This is a genomic window from Candidatus Delongbacteria bacterium (assembly GCA_020634015.1).
Lineage (GTDB): Bacteria > CAIWAD01 > CAIWAD01 > CAIWAD01 > CAIWAD01 > JACKCN01.
In genome coordinates, this window is sequence record JACKCN010000001.1 from 580,143 (window position 1) to 596,035 (window position 15,893).

The window sequence follows — 15,893 nt, forward strand, 5'->3', positions numbered from 1 at the left end:
GGGGTGCCGCTCAGTTGTCGGACTCCTTGAATCGGTAGCCCACACCACGCACGGTTTCGATGTAGAGCGCGGCGTCACCCAGCTTGCGACGCAGGCCCACGACCTGCACGTCCACGGCGCGTTCGGTCACGGGATAGCCCTCCCCGCGCACCGCGTCCACGATCTGGTAGCGGGTGAAGACCCAGCCCGGACGTCCCGCCAGCAGATGCAGCAACTGGAATTCGGTGTAGGTCAGCTCCACCACCTCGCCATTGAGGCGCAGCTGGTGCTTGCCGGGATAGATCTCGATCGGCCCGCGCCGGATGACCCGCGGTGGCTCCTCGCCCACCGGCGGCTCCACCGCACCACGGCGACGCATCACGGCACGGATGCGTGCGCAGAGCAGGCGTGGGCTGAAGGGTTTGGTGATGTAATCGTCGGCACCGTGTTCCAGGCCGCGGATCATGTCGCCTTCCTGGCCTCGCGCGGTCAGCATGATCACGGGAATCCGCGCCAGGTCGGGGTTGGAGCGAAGTTCGCGACAGATGGTGTTGCCATCGCTTCCGGGCAGCATCAGGTCCAGCAGCACCAGGTCGGGGCGCAGGTCTTCGATGGCCTTGAGGGCACGGGCACCATCGGCCACGTGATCGCAGGCGAAGCCGTCCCGGTTCAGGGTGAACTGGATCAGCTCGGCGATGTCCTCTTCGTCTTCCACCACCAGAATGCGCGTGCGGGCCATTGACTGTTCTCCCCGGGCGGCAATGCCGGGATTGTGTTCCTGGGGTGCGAGTCGCCGATTCATGGGTCCTCCCTGGGCGCTGGAAACGGAGCGGGCAGGACGGACACGGCGGACAAACAACGGGGCCACAATATGGAAGCCCGGCGATGGATGCAAACCTGCGGGCCTCACTCTGGGCGGCCCCGTCCGTCCCGTTCACGGTTGACGGCGAGAGCTTCACAAGCCGGTGTTAGACCCGGGTTAGCTCAGGGAAGGAATCGGGCAGGAATGACGCGGGATCAGGCGATCAGCCGGCGATCTGGCTGGCCAGCACGGTCCAGTTGGGGTTGGTGGGCAGCTCCAGGCCCTCGGCCCGGTCCAGCAGGGCGCGGAACTCGCCCAGGGTCATTTCGCGGGCCAGTTCCAGCAGGGCATGGGCCGCCTCGGGGGTCTGCCAGGGTTCGCAGAGCGCCACCAGGCGGGTGATGTCCACTTCCTGCATCGAGAATGGCAGCCGATGGGTGGCCAGCCAGAAACAGATCTCGCGGTCCAGGTCCATGTTGCTCATCAGGACCCAGGCGCCGCGCAGGCCGAAGTGCTGGGCCAGTCGTTCCAGTACACGAATGCTCGGGCTGTGGTCCTGGTCGCGCAGCAGGGCCTGGATGCTGCCGGTACCCAGCCCCGTGGCCCGCGCCAGCGAGAGCACGCTGCTGCTCTGGCCCCCATTGCTTTCGGCCATCAACTGGCGCAGGTTGCGCGACAGCACCTGGTGCATGCGTCGCACGTCTTCATCCACGCGCTTGCGGGGTCTGGGACTGCTCATGGGGACTCCGGAAAGAGTTTCCGACCGCGCCAGCCTTGCAGGTCAGGCGTTTCCCGTAAACCGCCGACCGCCGAAGGGGTTCCCGCGGTGGTCCGCCGCGGGCCGGGCGACTCAGATCGAGGACAGGGGCCCCAGCCCCAGCCACCCCAGCATGGTGAAGACCAGCAGCAGCTGGGCACTCAGGCGATTCCAGCCGTGAGCGGCTTCCGACTCGGGCAGGCGCCACAGCCTGAAGGCCGCGCGCTGAAGCAGCAGCAGGCCCAGCAGGGTCACCAGACTCCAGAAACCCAGTGGGCTGAAGCGATCGGCCAGCAGACCCAGCGCCGTGCAGCCGGAAGCCAGCCCCAGCAGGGCCGCTGCGCTGGTGCCGAAGCGGGCGGCCAGAGTTTCCTTGCCTGCCAGGCGATCGGCGGGGGCGTCGGTCAGAGTGCTGCCCAGCGCTCCGGGCATGGCCAGCAGAAACAGCCCAAGCCATTCGTCGGGAGCCAGCAGGCCCCAGGTCCCGCCCGCAAGCAGCAGCCCCAGACCGGGAAGCACGAAAGCCACTCCCGATGCCTGCAGCAGCTCGCCGCCGCCCTCGTAGTTCAGGCGCAGGGGACGAAAACTGTAGGCGTGCAGCAAGGCGATCCCGGCCAGGGCCAGGGCGGGCGCACGCCAGTCGCCCAGCAACAGCCCGGCCAGCAGGCACAGCCCCAGGAATCCGGAGGCCGCCAACAGGCCCGCACGCCGCAGCGTCGCTGCCGGAATCAGGGCATCCACCAGCACACGCGATCCACCGGAAAAGAGGGTGGGGCGTGGATTCAGTCGGTCGGCGGCCTGGTCGGCCACTTCATTGAGGAACACGATGGCCAGTTGGTCCAGCCAGCAGGCAACCAGCAGCAGCAGCAACCAGCCGCTTCCACCCGCGGCACCGGCGTCCGTGGCCAGAAACCAGCCCGCGAGCGCGGGAGGCCAGATGTTGCCCAGAGAAAGTGGACGCGCGGCTTTGATCCAGTGATGCACTCGGGCGTTCATGGGCGGGACCGATCGCCCGGGGCGGGAGCTGCAGGACAGGCATGTGTGACACACGGGCTTGCGCCGGGGACCATCGCGAGCACCTCAACTGGAACATGACTTGCGAACGCACTCAATATACGGCGGGAATGCGGCGGGAGGCCGAGCCCCACGAAAAAGCCGCCCCCGGGCAAACGGAGGCGGCATGCATCGAACAGGGAGTCGCCGGGCATGGCGGCCCGGAATGCGTCAGATATGCAGTCCCCAGAATTCGCGGGCCTGCTTTTCCAGTTCCTCGCGGAAATCGGGATGGGAAATCCGGATCAGTTCCCGGGCGCGCTCGCGCAGACTGCGGCCCTTGAGATTGGCCACGCCGTACTCGGTGACCACGTACTGCACATGGGCACGCGTGGTGACCACGCCGGAGCCCGGGGCAAGCATCGGGGCAATGCGCGAGACCTTGCCGCCGGCCGCCGTCGAGGGCAGCGCGATGATGGCACGGCCTCCGGGCGAGAGGGTGGCCCCGCGGATGAAGTCCATCTGGCCACCCACGCCGGAATAGATGCGGGTACCAATGGAATCGGCGCAGACCTGGCCCGACAGATCCACCTGGAGCGCGCTGTTGATCGCGGTCACATTGGGATTGCGCCGGATGTTGGCCGAGTCGTTCACGTACTCAACATCCAGGAAGACCACTTCAGGATTGTCGTCCACGAAGTCGTAGAGGCGCCGCGTGCCCATGGCGAAACTGGTGACGATCTTGCCGGGGTGGATCTTCTTGCGCTTGCCCGTGACGACTCCGCGCTCGACCAGATCCAGCAGCCCCTCGGCGAACATCTCGGTGTGAATGCCGATGTCCTTGTGATCGCCCAGGCATTTCAGCGCCGCATCGGGAATGGCGCCAATGCCCATCTGCAGGCAGTCGCCATCACGGATCAGGCTGGCCACGCGCTCGCCGATGGCAAGGGTGGTCTCGGACTGCCTGGCCGCGGGAAACTCGGGCAGGGGAATGTTCTCCTCATACACGGCGTGGAAGCGATTGTAGGGGATGAATGCATCACCGTGCGTGCGCGGCATGCTGGGATTGATATGGGCGATGATCTTGCGTGCCACGTCGCAGGCGGCCTTGGCGGCTTCCACCGAAATGCCCATGGTGCACATCCCGTGGGCATCGGGCGGGCTCACCTGCAGCAGCACCGTGTCCACCCGCTGTTCCCCGGCACGGAAGTACTTGGGAATTTCCGAGAGGAACATCGGAATGTAGTCGGCGCGTCCTTCGTTGACGATCTTGCGCGTGGGCGCGCCCACGAAGAAACAGCGCAGCTGGATGTGTCCTTCCAGCTCGGGTCCGGTCACCACTTCGGCGCCTTCGGTATGCAGCATCATCAGCGTGATGTTCTGCTTGTCGCGAGCGTGGTTGGCGATGCCTTCCAGCAGACGTACCGGAGTCGCGCCCATTGAATGCACCCAGACGTACTCATTGCTTTCGATCGAGGCGACCACCTCTTCCGGTGAATTCGCTTTATACGGTGCCATTCCTGCCTCCTGAAACTGTTGCTGTCCCGGTCACCCCGGCCTTTTCCTGAAAACCCTATTCCGGAAGCCGCCGCGCTTGACTCCGCCGCACAGTGCCGGAAGCTAGAGCGCAGCCAACCGGCAATGGTTGACCCACATCAATCGGCCACTCTTCGAAACGACTGGAGCGCAGGAATCGGGTGGCTTTCGGCGACTGGGTGTTCCAAGTTGGCAGCCCACAAGCGGGAGGATGTCATGGAACTGCGTGAGCAGGATCTGGGCCGGATGATCCGGGCCCTGCGCCACATCGAGACACGCCGGGCCGAAGGCGCAGGCGAGAGCGGACTGGAAGAGCTGGCCCGCGTGATGGAGCTCAGTCCCGGACATGCCCAGCGCCTGTTCAAACGCTGGGCGGGGGTCTCGCCCAAGCGCTTCCAGCAGTATCTGAGTCTGCGCGACCTGCGCGCGCGCCTGGTTGCCGGCGACACGGTGGAAGCGGCTGCCTGGGCGGGCGGACTCTCGGGTCCGGGACGCCTGCACGACCTGATGGTGAGGCACGATGCCGTCAGGCCGGGAAGCTGGCGCAGCCGTGGCGCTGGCCTGGAGCTTGTCTGGGACCTGCAGCCCGGCCCCTTCGGTCCCATGCTGCTGGCCTGCAGCCCGCTGGGTCTGTGTTTCCTGGCCTTCACCGCCGAACTGGGTCCCGAGGCGGCGCTCGCGGACCTGCGGGCACGCTGGCCCCGGGCCCGACTGGAACAGCGCGCGGGAAGCCTTGCCGAGCTGGCTGCCACCCTGTTTCCCGGGGACGACACCGGGCGGCCCCAACTGCGACTTCACCTGATCGGCACCGAGTTTCAATTGACGGTCTGGGAAGCCCTGATGCGCATTCCGGTCGGCCAATTGCTCTGCTACGAACGCCTGGCCGGTCTCTGCAGCAGTCCCGGCGCGGTACGGGCCGTGGCCAGCGGCGTGGGCGCCAATCCGGTGTCCTGGTTGATTCCCTGCCACCGTGTGATCCGCAAGCTGGGTCTGGTGGGCCAGTACCGCTGGGGCAGCCTGGTCAAGGGCTCGCTGATCGCCTGGGAACACGGGTTTCTGCCCGGAACGGAAGAACCGGGTCTCTTCGACAACGAAGAAATGGATTGAGCCGCACCCCTTATTCCTTTGACTCTGCGCCGCTGCGGGACTACTTTGGCGGTCCGCCCGAGCCCGGCCCAGCCGGGGCGCATCCCTGAACATTCCCGGGATCCCGGGTGGCCCCGGGGCATCCGGGACTGCTGAATCGATGACCGGCTTTCACCGCGCCGTTTCGACAATTGCCCTTGTGTCCGGATCCGCTCCATTGGAAATGCTCTCAGGTTGCCCGGCACTTCGGAGCGAACCTGGTTGGCGGCCAAATGGAAATGGTTGGGTTGGTGGAAAAGGACACTTGGGCTTTTTTCTTTCTCTTTCGGGCCGCAGGCTGGCATGACCGGCATAAAGGCACGCCATGATCCCCATCGACGATCCCGACCAGCTGGCCGCGCAGGAACTGCGTGCTCTTGAATCGCATGCGGGCCACCCAGTGTGTGTGCTCTCTCCCGAACTGGACCTGCTGCGGTTTTCACCGGCCTTCGCCGGATTGTCCTCCCCGGGAACCCAGCTTCAAGCGGGAATGTCACTGGCCGACTGGAGTCCCGAATGGGCCATCTGGTTCGCCGAGCCTGTCGCACAGGCCGCCCGCAACGGCCAGGCCCGCCAGTATCCCACACCGACCTTTCTGCAGCGCAGTGGGCTTCCGCCCTGCCTGCACCTGCTGCCCTTCCCGCTCGGCAACGGTCACGGAATGGCCGTGCGCTTTGAATTCTCGGGACCCGTGACTCAGTCCCATCGCGAACCCGCCTCCTGGAGCACGGCCAGGCGTCTGGGGCGCCTGCAATGTCTGGGGTCGCTGGCAGGCGGAGTGGCTCACCAGTACAACAACCTCCTGCTGGGCATTCTGGGTCACAGCGAACTGCTGGTGCGCCAGTGCAAGGATCCTCAGGCCGTCGAGCAGCTTGAGCCGATCCGCCTGGCCGCCCTGCGCGCCCGTGATCTCTCGCGCGAGATCCTGGGCCTGCTGGATTGCGACGAGCCCCGCCTGGTGGCCCTGGAGCTGGACACCTTTCTTGAAAACATCGCGCATCTGGTCAAGTTCAGCGTGCCCGCCGGCATCCGGATGGAGGCCGAAAACCCCTCGAAATCGGTGCGCGCACTGGCCGACCCGGATCACGTGCGCCTGATCCTGCTGTCCTGCCTGCTGCACGTGTCGCGCCATTCGGACAGCGAAACGGGTCAGATCAGAGTGCGCTGTGGACAGGAATCCGCGGCGAAGGCATCCCCGCATCCCTGCTGGATCGAAGTCGAATGCCTGCAGACGGCGACACTGGCCGCGGATTCCGGCGAGGAAGCGTGTGCCATGGAACAGGAGCTCCGGGACGCCCGCCAGAGTGCCCGGGCCCTCAATGGAACACTCGAGCACCGTGTCACCCAGACGGGCGGACTGCTCTACCGGCTGGAACTGCCGGCCGCAACCAGCCCCGAACCGCTCAGTCGCCGCTCGCAGCTGAATGGCCAGCCCGATGAAGGCCGCGGACAGCACGTGCTGGTGGTGGACGATGAGACCAGCGTGCGCGAAGTCCTGGAAAAGCTGCTGGAGTCCAGAGGATACACGGTGGAATCCGTGGAATCGGGTCAGCAGGCGCTGGCACGTGCGGCCGCAGCCGGAGCGCGTTTCCAGGTGGTACTGCTCGATCTCTCGATGCCCGGGCTGAGCGGTCAGGATACCTGCCGGGGCCTGATGGAACTGGACCCGGAGCTGCGCGTGATCCTGATGAGCGGCAACGGCACCCACAATGCCTCGCTGCCCGCGGAAACGGGGGCCAGGGCCTTTCTGCCCAAGCCCTTCACCATTCAGACCCTGTTCGGTGTGATGCGTTCGGTGCACAGCGAGCAGGATCCTCCGGGAGCCCCGCTGTGATCACTGCAACCTGGCACGGCCACTCATGCTTCGAGATCGAGCACCCGCAGGGACGCCTGCTGATTGACCCCTTCTTCACGGGCAACCCGCTGGCGCGCGTGAGTCCGGCGGACTTCGACAGGCTGGACGCGATCCTCGTGACTCACGGCCACGGCGATCACATCGGTGACACGGTGGAACTGGCGCGCCGCAGCGGGGCGCTGGTGGTCTGCAACTTCGAAATCAGCCAGTGGATGGAAACCCGGGGCGTGCGCAGCCATGGCATGCATATCGGCGGAGGCTGGCAGTTTCCCTTCGGCCACGTCAAGCTGACCATTGCCCATCATGGCTCCACGGGGCCTTCGGGCGAAGCCCTGGGCAATCCCTGCGGCATCGTGCTCAGCGCGGGCGGCCGCAGGATCTATCACAGCGGTGACACAGGCCTGTTTCTGGACATGCAGCTCATCGGCTCCTTTCCCGCCCCCCTCGACCTGGCCCTGCTGCCCATCGGCGACAACTTCACCATGGGCGTGGACGATGCGGTCAAGGCCTGCCAGTTCCTCAAGGCCGGACTGGCGATTCCCATGCACTACAACACATTTCCTCCCATCGAAGCCGACCCTCACGATTTTGTCCGCAAGGTGCTGGCCCAGGGTCAGCAGGCCCGCGTGCTGGCGATTGGCGAAAGTCTCACCCTTGAGGAGTGTGATTGATGGCGGGCAATTCCTTCGGCAGCCTGTTCCGTATGACCACCGCGGGCGAAAGCCATGGCCCGGCCCAGGTGCTCATCCTCGATGGAGTGCCCGCTGGCCTGGAACTGTCCGTGGAGGACCTGCTGCCCGATCTGCGCCGCCGGCGCCCGGGCCAGTCCGCATTGACGACACAGCGCCAGGAAGAAGACCTGCCCGAAATTCTGTCGGGAGTGCACGAAGGGCGCTGCACGGGAGCGCCTCTGACGGTGCTGGTACGCAACACGGATGCGCGCTCGAAGGATTATGCCGAGCTGGCGAATGTGCTGCGGCCGGGACACGCCGACCAGGCCTGGCTGGCTCGTTATGGGTTGCGTGATCCGCGTGGCGGAGGCCGGGCCAGCGCGCGCGAGACGGTCGGCCGGGTGATCGCGGGCGCCGTGGCACGCAAGCTGCTGCACACCGCGGACATTCGCGTGCTGGGCTGGGTGCGGCAGGTCGGTGACTGCGTCTGCGAGCTGGCTCATCCCGATGGCGTCAGCCTGGAACAGGTGGAAGCCAGCCCCGTGCGCTGCCCGGACCCGGCAAGCTCGGCCCGGATGGTCACGCTGGTCGAGCAATGCCGTGATGCGGGGGACAGCATCGGTGGGGTGGCCGAGATCCGCGCCTGGGGAGTGCCAGCCGGGCTGGGTGAGCCGGTCTTCGACAAACTGCGCGCCGATCTGGGCAAGGCCCTTTTCAGCCTGCCCGCCGTGGTGGGTGTGGAATTCGGCGACGGCTTCGCCAGCGCGCGCCTGCGCGGCAGCCAGCACAACGACTCCTTCGTGACCCGCGCCGACGGCAGCACGGGCACCGCCAGCAATCATCACGGTGGCATCCTTGGCGGTCTCTCCAGCGGCATGCCCATCGTGATCCGCTGCGCCGTCAAGCCCACCAGTTCCATCGCCGCCAGCCAGCGCACCGTGGATACCGAGGGCCGCCCCGTGGAGCTTGCGATCACCGGACGCCACGACCCTTGCCTGCTGCCCCGCTTCATCCCCATGGCCGAGGCGATGGTGCTGGTGACCCTGGCGGATCACTGGTTGCGCCAGCGCTGCGCCCGGGTCTGACACCCTCGCGCCACCCCAGCATCAATCCATAGCTTCCTCGATCTCGACCTCGTGCTCGTGCTTGTGTTCGTGGCTCGTGCACCTTGTGGTGACTCGGGTCAGCCAGGCCCGCCCCATGTCCTGTCATCCCCGTGAAGCGGGTCGCCCAGAATGGGGGCCCCGAGTGGTTACACCGCACACTCCCCTGCGCGGGGGGCGCTCTCTACCTTTTCTTCGCGAAGAAAAGGTAGGCCAAAAGAAGGCTCAGCAGGCCTTGCGCCGCGCAAACTTGGCCCGCGATGCGGTCCTTCGGGCCAAGCGCGGCGGCCCACATGAATGCCCGACCGCTCCGTCTCGATGGTTCCGCCACCGGCGTCACCGCTGTGGAAGAGTTTGATCTGAGGCGAGCCCCAGGTCCTACCCCCCCAAGCATGTCATTCTTGCGCAAGCAGGAACCCCGAGTGGTTGCACCGCAAGCTTTTTGCATTCGGAATCGCTGTGCGACAGACAGTCTGCGTGTCACGGATGTTGTCGCCGGTCGCCGGCAATGCGCTCCCCTGCGCGGGGGGCACTCTCTACCTTTTCTTCGCGAAGAAAAGGTAGACCAAAAGAAGGCTCAGCAGGCCCCGCGCCGCGCAAACTTGGCCCGCGATGCGGTCCGGCGAGCAAGCGCGGCGGCCCACGCTCCCTGCCCGACCGTTCCGCCTCGATGGTTCCGCCACCGGCGTCACCACTGTGGAAGAAGATTGATCTGAGGCGAGCCCCAGGTCCTGTCATCCCCCCCCAAGCATGTCATTCCCGCGCAAGCGGGAACCCCGAGTGGTTACACCGCAAGCTTTTTCGCATTCGGAATCGCTGTGCGACAGACAGTGTGCGTGTCACGGATGTTGTCGCCGGTCGCCGGCAATGCGCTCCCCTTGCGCGGGGGGCGCTCTCTACCTTTTCTTCGCGAAGAAAAGGTAGACCAAAAGAAGGCTCAGCAGACCCCGCGCCGCGCAAACTTGGCCCGCTTCGCGGTCCGGCGAGCAAGCGCGGCGGCCCACGTGAATGCCTGACCGTTCCGTCTCGATGGTTCCGCCACCGGCGTCACCACTGCGGAAGAAAATTGATCTGAGGGATTTTGTCATTCCCGCGCAAGCGGGCGTGGTGGCATCGGTCCCAATCCGTGCGACATCCATGTGTCAGGTCACCCAGAGTGGCGCCCCCGGCAATGCGCTCATTTCCCGCAAGTCAGCGCGCGAAAAGGTAGACCAAAACCCCATGCCCCCATCCCATCCTACCTGTCGGCGGACCTTCCCGCTGCGCGAGGGAAGGGATCGCTCGCCTCGGCACACAAGCGCTGCCTGCCAAGCCCCGAATGGGGCATCACACATCCGTAGCCCGTGGGGAATCCAAGGGCGGATGCGTGGGTGCGCCGCCACATTCGATGCATGAAGAGAATCGCTCCGGCGCAATCCACTTCGTGGGGACACCACGGGTGATTGATGATGTGTGGTGCAACCGCTCGGGGTTCCCGCCTGCGCGGGAATGACGCACACTGTGGCCCGTGGAGATTCCACGGGTGGGCGTCAATCTATGACGTAGACACCGTAGCCCGGATGAAGCCTCCGTATCCGTCACGACACGAGAGGTGCCCGGCGCAATCCGGGGAACATGGTGAAACCATGGGATGGCATGGGGGCAGTGTCGCGGACATCAGACTTCTGGACCGTTCCGCGCGGTGCCCCCATCCCATCCCGCCTGTCGGCGGGCCTTCCCCCGCTGCGCGGGGGAAGGGGAATGTGGCTTCGCCTCGCTACACAATCGCTGCTTGCCAAGCCCCGAACGGGGCGTCGTACATACAAGCCCGTGGGGAATCCACGGGCGGACGTACGGCGGCCAGGGGCGTGGTCATCCGTGGGTGTGATGGGAAATGCCCGCAGCAAGCGGGCCGACGTTGGGGATCAGGCGGTCGCGCGAAGGGCGGCGGCGGCCTGTTGCCAGTTGGCCAGTTCGGCCATGAACTCCAGGCGCAATTGACGGGCCTCGCGCTTCAGTTCCTGGAGACGCGGGCGACGCTCGACCCGGGGCTGGCTTCTGAGTGCGTGATGCTCGCTCCAGAGCTGGCGGGCGCGCGCGTGCAGCAACTCGAGGCGCTGTTCCAGCCCCAGCAGCATCTCGCTGGCCTGGCTGCGCAGATCTTCCAGCCGGGTGGTCAGGCTGTGTTCCAGGCGGCGGCGCTGCTCCCTGAGGCGGGCCATCTGCACGGTCTCCTCGGGCACACGCTTCAGGCTCCAGGCCAGGCGGGTCTTCTCGAGCAGCCAGATCACCCACTTGCCCGGATCGAAATGCCAGGCCCGGATGCCGTTGCGATAGTCGCCGGGGAAGGTGTGGTGGTAATTGTGATAGCCTTCGCCGTAGGTGAAGAAGGCCACCAGGCCGCTGTCCCGGGCCGTGGTGCCGCTGTCGTAGGGGCGGCGGCCCAGGAAGTGGCAGAGACTGTTGATGAAGAAGGTGCCGTGATGCACGAAGACCACGCGCGCCACCCCTCCGAAGAGGAAACCCGCCAGCGCGGCCTGGAACAGCGGACGCCCGCTGAGCAGTCCCTGGATCACGCCCACCAGAGTCGGCAGCAGCAGGCCCATGGAAATCATCAGCGCATGGATGTGCCGGTCCTGCCAGCGCACGAAGGGATCCTTCTCCAGATCGGCCACATTGCTGCGGTCCATCTTCGGGCTCTGCTCGCGCAGCAGCCAGCCCATGTGAGCGTGAAAGAAGCCCTTGTTGATGTTGTAGGGATCGTAGGGGAAGCCGTCCCGGTCGACGTACTTGTGATGGTAGCGGTGCTCGCTGGCCCAGGTGAGAATCGAATTCTCGAAGGTGGCGGCCGCGAACAGCCCCGTGATCACACGCACCGCCTTGCGGGCCTGGAAACTGCGGTGGGCGAAGAGTCGGTGATAGCCCACGGTGATCGCCAGACCGGTGGCGTAGGCCATGACCAGAAAATGGACGAGATCGAAGGCATGGAAGCCGTATCTGGAAATGAACCATGGCACTCCGATCACGCTGATCAGGAAGGTGGCCAAGAGGAAGAGGGTGGTTTTCCAGTTGATGGGGGGTTTGTCCTGGGACATGCTGTGCCTTTCAGGGGAAACGAGGGTCGGGGTGCAGGAAGGTCCCTGCGGGCCCGCCCCAGTGTAGCAAGTTCGGGGACCCTGCCCCGCGTGAATCGTCTCATGGGGAGATTGTTGTGGCTTCAGCAGCGGGGCAAGGCCCGGAAAAACGCCTGAAGCCGTTCGGGGTCCAGAGCGCCACCGCGGCGTACTCCGCTGCACAGATCGAGGCCAAAGGGCCCCACCCGCTCCACGGCCGTGGCAACATTCTCCGGAGTGAGGCCCCCGGCCAGCAGGACGGGCACCGACAGCTCCTCACGAATCCGGCGGCTGAGGGCCCAGTCATGTACCCGGCCGGTGCCGCCCAGTTCGGGGACACGCGCTCCCGGATTGCCCGAATCCAGCAGGATCAGGCGCGCGCCCGCCCTTTCAAGCTCCCGGGCCTCGTCCAGTGACTCGGGCCCCTGCACGTGCACGACCGGAACCAGCCCGATGCCGGGCAAAGCCTGCCTCAGCTCCTCCAGCAGGCCGGGAGGCACGGGACTGACCAATTGGATCACATCGCAGCCCGTGCTGCGTTGCTGGGCCACGATCGTCTCCAGATCGAGCGAGGCCGTCAGCAGGAAACAGCGCACCGGGGGCGGCACCTGCGCGGCGATGCGCGCGATGCACGATTCGGAAATCACTCCCGGACCCGAGGGCATGTTGGACACCAGCCCCAGGGCGTGCGCGCCCGCCGCCACGGCCAGGCGGGCCTCCTGGGCGCTGGATATGCAGCAGATCTTGATTCGCGGGGTGTGACAGGCGTCCAACGCAAGCCTCCGGCCTCAGGCCAGTTTTCCTTCCAGCTCTTCCGGATCGCCGCAGGGCAGGGCGCAGGAGTGGTTCTGGCACACGAATACCATTGGATGTGTGGGTGCCTGAACCGCCAGATCCTCCAGCCAGGGTGCGAGTCTGCACAGACGCTCACTCTGGCCGGAATGCAGACGATGCAGCACCTGCCCCGGCTGCCAGCGTCTACGGACAACCTCGAGCAGCGCGTGTGTCCGCTCGTGACTGGGGTCTCCCCAGAGCACGATTTCACGGCGCGGGCGGCGCAGCTCGTCCAGCCCGCAGAGCAGTCGATTGGCCGAGCCCATCGCCAGGGGATGGTTGGCGTGTGCCAGCGCAACCAGCGCTTCGGCCCGGTCCAGCAGCTCGTCATCTCCACAAAGACGGCCCAGGCGCACCAGATTCTCAAGCGCCAGAGAATTGCCCGAGGGCAGGGCGCCATCGTGAAACTCCTTGCGCCGGATCGGGAGTGTGCTGTCCAGCTGGCTGCAGATCCAGTACCCGCCCTGTTCGGAGTCCAGGAAGTCGCGGTCCTGAATCTCCTGCAGGCCGCGGGCCTGTTCGAGCCACGTGGGATCTCCGTCGGCCGTATACAGATCCAGGAAACCCGAGCACAGAGCGGCAAGATCGAGTTGCTGGGCCGCGATGCCCGCCTGACCGTCGCGCCAGCGCCTCAGCCAGTGTCCCGCTGGATCACGCAGCGAGTCGAGCAGGAAGTGGGCCGTGTCCCGGGCGACGGCCAGATAACCGGGATCGTTCAGGCTCCAGGCGGCCTGGGCCATGGCGGACAGCATCATCCCGTTCCAGTCGGCCAGCACCTTGTCGTCCATGAAGGGCCGCGGGCGCCGTTCGCGAGCCTCGAGCAGCCGGGGGCGCAGCACAGCGAACAGTTCGCGGGACTGCGCGGAGGGCAGGACCTCGTCCTCGAGGAGGGTTCCCGGCCCACCCGGCAGGCGCAACACCCAAAGGTCCGCTTCATGTCCGCTCTCGCCCTGCCAGTTGCCACCGGCCGGCAGATCCAGCACGCTGGCCAATGCCCGGGTTCCTTCCGCGCCCAGCACGCTGTGGAGCTGCTGGTGCGTCCAGACATGGAACCGACCTTCTTCGCCTTCGCTGTCGGCATCTTCGGCGGAGCGGAACCCCCCATTGGGCTGCAGAAGATTCTGGATCACATAGTCACAGGTCTCGCGCACCACCTGGCGGTAGAATGGGCGCTCGGTCTGACGCCAGGCCTCCAGGTACACGGGCACCAGCAGCGCCTGGTCATAGAGCATCTTCTCGAAGTGTGGCACACGCCACTCCTTGTCGGTGGAGTAGCGATGCCAGCCCAGGCCCAGCTGGTCAAAGATTCCGCCGCGCCGCATTTCCTGCAGAGTGCGCTCCACCGCCTCCAGCCGGAAACGGTCGGGACGGTGGCGGCAAAGCTGCAGCAGCAGCTGCAGGTTCTGTGCTGTGGGAAATCGCGGGGCGTCGCCGAAGCCGCCCCAGAGTGGATCGTGGCGCTTCAGCAGCAGCTCGGCGGCCATGGTCTGCAACTCATTGCCCGGTCGCAGTCCCGGCCGCTGCTTCGAGCTTTCCTCGATGGCCGCCTGGATCTGGCTCACGGATTCCAGCACGTGTGTGCGATCCTCGCGCCAGGCCTGGGCCAGACGTGGCACCAGGTCGTGCATGCCCATCCGTCCGTGACGGGTCCTGGGCGGAAAATAGGTACCCGCGTAGAACACCTCGCCCGTCGGCGTGAGCACGACCGTCAGCGGCCACCCTCCCGAACCGGTGAGCAGCTGGCAGTGATGCATGAAGTACTCGTCCAGATCGGGACGTTCTTCCCGGTCGATCTTCACGCAGACCAGCAGCCGGTTCATCAGCGCGGCAATATCCGGATCGGCGAAACTTTCGTGTTCCATCACATGGCACCAGTGGCAGGTGCTGTATCCAATGGAAACGAAGAGCGGGCGATCCAGCTCGCGCGCGCGGGCGAAAGCTTCTTCACCCCAGGGATACCAGTCCACGGGGTTGTGGCGATGCTGCAGCAGATAGGGGCTGCTCTCGAATTGCAGGCGATTGAGGGTGGAAATCATGAAACGCTTCCAGTCTGACACGAGTGCTCAACGCCGTGGTCTGCGTTGATCCGCTCAAACTAAGGCTTGCCTAACTGGGAATCGACCCATCCACCGGATTCATCTCAGCCAAAAACACGCGCCAGCAGGATCAATGCCAGCCAGCAGAGCAGCAACACCTGCTTCTGGGCAAGTTTGAAAGCCTTGAGCACCGCGTCGGCAAGCGTGGAATGGGCGCGCGCGGGCATATCGGCGGACTGGACCAGCATGCGGACCGAAGGCAGGAGCGTGAACACCGGCAGTGCCAGTGCCATGGCCCATTGCAGCGCAGGCAGATCGCTGCGGGAATGAAGGAACAGCGACAGGCCCGTGATGACCGTTCCCAGCAGAAGCAAGGCCAACCTTGCCACTCGGCGTGGCCCCAGCAGCACCGCCAGGGTGCGTTTGCCCGTATGGCGGTCCATGGCCACATGCCCCAGCCCGCTGCCCAGGGCCGATGAAGCCGCCAGACCGAGCGCGGGCAGGCTCCAGAGCAGGGGATAGTCGCCCAGCGGAAGCCCGCAATACCCCCACCCCAGCCAGGGCAGCAGCAGGCCCACTCCGAAGGTCTCCAGCAGTTCTCCTCCGCCTCGGTAGTTCAATCGTGCCGGAGGAAAACTGTAGAGCAGGGGCAGCAGCATGGCGGCCACGGCCAGCAGACCCAGGCTGTGGGCCCCGCCGGTGGCTTCACGCAGCTGGGTGAAGAAGGCGAATGCCAGCAGGGCAGCGCTGCCGGCCAGGCCCACGGCCCTTGGGGAGAGCCAGCCCAGCGGGATCACCCGGGGGCCCAGACTGGACGGATGACGCAGCATGTGCTCGCGATCCGCGTCCGCATCGGCCAGATCGTTGAGCAGCACGATGGCCGCCTGCAGCAGCAGACCCGCGAGGCTCACCAGCAGGATCCCCGAAACCGGGTGCGGGGCATGTCCGGCCAGAGCCAGCGCCACTCCCACCCCGATCGGCAGCAGAATCTTGGGCAGCGACGCCGGACGCAGGGCGGCACGCCAGCATTGCGCGAGCGGAGGTCGCCGGGGGAGTTCCTCCCTCGCTGTGCTTTGCATTAGATTCATGGCGCGTCCTTCAATGCAGGCT

The 15,893-nt window shown here is 65.9% G+C and carries 12 protein-coding genes; 4 read left to right on the forward strand and 8 right to left on the reverse strand.

Annotation, left to right across the window (positions count from 1 at the left end; all coding sequences use genetic code 11):
* Positions 1-10 precede the first annotated feature (10 nt).
* From H6678_02410 to H6678_02425, 4 genes are all read right to left on the reverse strand, one after another.
* Entirely contained in the window at positions 11-718 is a 708-nt protein-coding gene (locus tag H6678_02410; GenBank protein MCB9472644.1) for a response regulator transcription factor, read from the reverse strand.
* Positions 719-1,004: 286 nt separating this feature from the next.
* Positions 1,005-1,520 (reverse strand): helix-turn-helix transcriptional regulator, encoded by a 516-nt coding sequence (locus H6678_02415; protein ID MCB9472645.1) that lies wholly within the window; start codon positions 1,518-1,520, stop codon positions 1,005-1,007.
* 111 nt (positions 1,521-1,631) lie between these two features.
* Entirely contained in the window at positions 1,632-2,534 is a 903-nt protein-coding gene (locus tag H6678_02420) for a UbiA family prenyltransferase (protein MCB9472646.1), read from the reverse strand.
* 228 nt (positions 2,535-2,762) lie between these two features.
* Positions 2,763-4,049 carry an acetyl-CoA hydrolase/transferase family protein gene (locus H6678_02425; GenBank protein ID MCB9472647.1) on the reverse strand — a complete coding sequence of 429 codons (1,287 nt, stop codon included), beginning with the start codon at positions 4,047-4,049 and terminating at the stop codon, positions 2,763-2,765.
* A gap of 234 nt (positions 4,050-4,283) precedes the next feature.
* Here H6678_02425 and H6678_02430 point away from each other — a divergent pair, with 234 nt between their 5' ends.
* The 4 genes from H6678_02430 to aroC all read left to right on the forward strand — a co-directional run bounded on the left by H6678_02430 (position 4,284) and on the right by aroC (position 8,803).
* Complete coding sequence (locus tag H6678_02430) at positions 4,284-5,174, forward strand: methylated-DNA--[protein]-cysteine S-methyltransferase (protein MCB9472648.1); 891 nt, start codon at positions 4,284-4,286, stop codon at positions 5,172-5,174.
* 343 nt (positions 5,175-5,517) lie between these two features.
* Positions 5,518-7,026 carry a response regulator gene (locus H6678_02435; GenBank protein ID MCB9472649.1) on the forward strand — a complete coding sequence of 503 codons (1,509 nt, stop codon included), beginning with the start codon at positions 5,518-5,520 and terminating at the stop codon, positions 7,024-7,026.
* The gene (locus tag H6678_02440; protein ID MCB9472650.1) at positions 7,026-7,718 is read left to right on the forward strand and encodes a metal-dependent hydrolase; all 693 of its coding nucleotides are present in this window, start codon (positions 7,026-7,028) and stop codon (positions 7,716-7,718) included. The genes H6678_02435 and H6678_02440 overlap by 1 nt, the downstream gene beginning before the upstream one ends.
* Positions 7,718-8,803: a chorismate synthase gene (gene aroC, locus H6678_02445; protein MCB9472651.1), complete on the forward strand. Its 1,086-nt coding sequence runs from the start codon at positions 7,718-7,720 to the stop codon at positions 8,801-8,803. The genes H6678_02440 and aroC overlap by 1 nt, the downstream gene beginning before the upstream one ends.
* 1,922 nt (positions 8,804-10,725) lie before the next feature.
* Here aroC and H6678_02450 read toward each other — a convergent pair.
* From H6678_02450 to H6678_02465, 4 genes are all read right to left on the reverse strand, one after another.
* Positions 10,726-11,895, reverse strand: coding sequence for a fatty acid desaturase (locus H6678_02450; GenBank protein MCB9472652.1), 1,170 nt, complete (start codon positions 11,893-11,895; stop codon positions 10,726-10,728).
* Between the two features lie 122 nt (positions 11,896-12,017).
* On the reverse strand, positions 12,018-12,662 hold the full coding sequence (locus H6678_02455; protein MCB9472653.1) for a phosphoribosylanthranilate isomerase: 645 nt from the start codon (positions 12,660-12,662) through the stop codon (positions 12,018-12,020).
* 39 nt (positions 12,663-12,701) lie between these two features.
* Positions 12,702-14,783 carry a thioredoxin domain-containing protein gene (locus H6678_02460; GenBank protein MCB9472654.1) on the reverse strand — a complete coding sequence of 694 codons (2,082 nt, stop codon included), beginning with the start codon at positions 14,781-14,783 and terminating at the stop codon, positions 12,702-12,704.
* A 104-nt stretch (positions 14,784-14,887) separates the two neighbouring features.
* Positions 14,888-15,871 carry a prenyltransferase gene (locus H6678_02465; protein ID MCB9472655.1) on the reverse strand — a complete coding sequence of 328 codons (984 nt, stop codon included), beginning with the start codon at positions 15,869-15,871 and terminating at the stop codon, positions 14,888-14,890.
* Positions 15,872-15,893: the final 22 nt, after the last annotated feature.